Source organism: Mesorhizobium sp. M7D.F.Ca.US.004.03.1.1 (assembly GCF_003998635.1).
GTDB lineage: Bacteria > Pseudomonadota > Alphaproteobacteria > Rhizobiales > Rhizobiaceae > Mesorhizobium > Mesorhizobium loti.
Genome location: NZ_RZQG01000780.1, coordinates 1 through 2,840 on the forward strand (window position 1 = coordinate 1; position 2,840 = coordinate 2,840).

The following is a 2,840-nucleotide window of genomic DNA, read 5'->3' on the forward strand; positions in this document are numbered from 1 at the left end:
GATGAGCTTGGCGTCGGTCGGGAACATGACGTTCTTCGGCTGCACGGTGGTGTCGACGATCACCTGGCGCGTGTCGGCCGGTTTCATCGCCCCGGTCTTGACCGCGAGGCTGAGGCTCTCCTGCAACAGCACCATAATCCGCTCCTCGCCCATACGGCTGCGCCAACGCGTCATCGACGAGAGGTCGAACGGCAGCGTATGGCAAAAGAACGTCTCGCCGGTGAGATACTGGAAATAAGGGTTCTCCACCCAGCGCTCGCACAGCACCTCATCCGACAGGTTGAAGGTGTGCTTGAGGATCGCCAGCCCCGCCATCAGCCGGGTCGGCAGCGGCGGCATGCCGGGGCCGTCCGAATAGACGGCGCCGAAACGCTCCTCCAGCACCGGCCAGTCGATCGCCTGCGCCAGCCGCACCAGCTCGTGCTTCATGTTGATGATTTGGTCGAGCCGGGAGCGGAACAGGTCCTGCTCTCCCGTCTCGCGCTTCTCGCGTGGCCTGGACATTCGCTGTCCCCTCGATTCGCCGCCGCCGAACCGAGTGAATCACGCTCCGCGCCACAAGGGAATCGCAAAACCGAATTGCAGGAAAACAGCGTCCAAATACCGCTAATCCTGCAATTCCAAAGCCGCTATCCGCCTCAATCAACAGGCCAGATCAATGGCTTGCGGATAGTTCACGGCCGACTCACTATTTCTATGCTGAACAGTCTCGCCTGAGTATATGTTTTAGCTAGTCGCTAATTAGACGGAATTCTGCCAGTCTGCATTCCCCCCTGATCTGATGTAGAGCAGCTTCCAAGTGGGAATTAGCCCCCCATCGACCGGATCGGGCGACACGAACATGCGCTGAAGGCTTGGCGGAACGGCTACTGGGACCATGATGCTACTCGAATGCAAGATAGTGTCAGAACGTCCCGGGAAGGCTGCAGGCAGGGGATGTCAGGTCAATCAGCCTATAGATATGATACCGCCCATTCGCTGAGACTTCACGATGGGCATAGGAGGTGGGAATTCTTGCCTTGAGATGGACGCGGCTGTCGGAGCAGGCGAGCACGGCAGCAGCGATGGCCTGAACCTTCGGGCCGCTGACAAAAACGTTCACCACCGCACGCGAGCCGAACCCGTCGAGATACGTCTCGAAAGCATCGAGGTGGGCCATCAGCCCGAAAGCCTGGATGTCGCGAACTTCGCCATCTTCGAGCCGGTGGGTTTCACGTACCTTGGCCACCTGTTGATCGAGCAAAGCATCGATATGCGCATTCTTGTCGCTTCTTGGGACGAGGAGCGAGATCCGTTCCGGACTGACGATATCGATCAATCCGTAGAATACGTCGGCATCTCCTCCGATCCCCACGAGCAGGACTTTCTCTTCGCCCATTCCTCCGCTGCCTTGAAGATGAGGGACGGTGACGTATCGGTCCAAGCCGCTGGAAAAATCCTCTTTGCCGATCGCGTTCCCGTAGATACCTTCGGCGTACCCGAATTCGAGAGACTGAATCGACATTTTCTTGAATGCCACCGCAATCAGCCATTGGATGTAGATTCGCGGCATCGTCGAGCACTCGACGAAAACCTTCCGCAGGCTTCCTTCGTATGAGCCACATGAAGCGGCCATCTGAGTGAGCAGGTGATCGAGGAGATTGATGTTCTTCTGATACTCGATGGAAGGCTCGAGGGTGATCACAGTCACTTCGACGCCCCATCGGGTACCCATAGCGATGAGCTTTCGCCGGTTTTCTTCGACGGCTGGGACGTTCGCTTCCTTCAGAGCAAAGTCCAGAACCACGATCTTGCCGACCTTCAGGTCAAGATGGTTTTCGAACGCGGCGAAACGCGTTTCCCATCCAAGCGCGACGATCGCGATATCTGCCTCCATCGTTTCGCAGGTACCTGCATCTCTCGCCTTCTCGGTGACGGCCAGATGGCCGAAGACTCGATACTCGACAGTTGAAGCGGTCATTCGAGATCGCTCTCGAAAAGCGAGTGCTGGAATTCGGTCTTGAGTGCGGGCCGCGCGACGAGCTCCTTAAACACCGAGTCGGCCCAGTCTTCTGGGAGCCGATGCCTGGTAAAAAGCAGGTCGACCATCCGCGCCGCAGGGATTGTGTTGATTTCGTACGGGCCGCGATAGGAGAACCCGAAGTAAGGTGCAAATCGCCGATGCAATCTGATCATCATCTCCTTCGATGCGGGGTCGGCGCGGTCCACCTCAAAGTTGCCGGCGGCGGAGACCTCCCGGATAAACCCATCCCTTTCCGCCCGACGCAGGACCTCGTCCAGTTTTCCGCTGGGTTGCTCCAGTCGGTTCACCAGCGAGCGCATTTCCTTTAGATCAACCCTGAAAATGCCTCTCTCTGTCGTTCCTAGAGCATTTTCTTCGGCAAACTCTGTCTGGAGGCGAGCGGTCAGGTAACCCAACGCCCGCACCATGCGCACGCTCTCTTCTTCGTACGGATGTGAAAGCGCCTGAAGTCCATCAAGCTTCCGTTGAGAGGCGGCGTTCACAGCCTGTCTCTGCTGTTCGAGATGAATCTGTAAATCCGAGTTGATGAATTCCACCAGTTTTCGTGGATCACTGGAACTCGGAACACTGCGGCGGAAGATCTCTCCCATTATATCAAGGAAATCGCGTATACAGACGTCGCTCAATGATGTGATGATCTGGTGCCCTACGTACGGGTAGTCATGCAGACGCAGCATCTGGCACGCTTTCAGAAAAGCCCATCCCTGTTTCCGGGCGATCGACCTCTTCAGATTTGAAGCATCCGCCTTGCTCATGGGCCGGCGCTTAATTTCCGGGTTCATGAGCGCGAGCGCCAGCCCTTCGGCATAAGGGCGCG

3 protein-coding genes are annotated in these 2,840 nt (G+C 57.2%); all 3 read right to left on the reverse strand.

Annotated elements, in window-relative coordinates; translation table 11 throughout:
• Nucleotides 1-504 (reverse strand): transposase (locus EN935_RS29710; RefSeq protein ID WP_164771436.1); only part of this gene is annotated, 504 nt, incomplete at its 3' end.
• 400 nt (nt 505-904) lie between these two features.
• Complete coding sequence (locus EN935_RS29715) at nt 905-1,960, reverse strand: hypothetical protein (RefSeq protein WP_063169411.1); 1,056 nt, start codon at nt 1,958-1,960, stop codon at nt 905-907.
• Nucleotides 1,957-2,840 (reverse strand): hypothetical protein (locus tag EN935_RS40980; protein ID WP_164771437.1); only part of this gene is annotated, 884 nt, incomplete at its 5' end. The genes EN935_RS29715 and EN935_RS40980, both read right to left, overlap by 4 nt.

Excerpts from the sequence above, each read along its gene's own strand:
- EN935_RS29715 (WP_063169411.1), bottom strand. The coding sequence starts at position 1,960 with ATGACCGCTTCAACTGTCGAGTATCGAGTCTTCGGCCATCTGGCCGTC.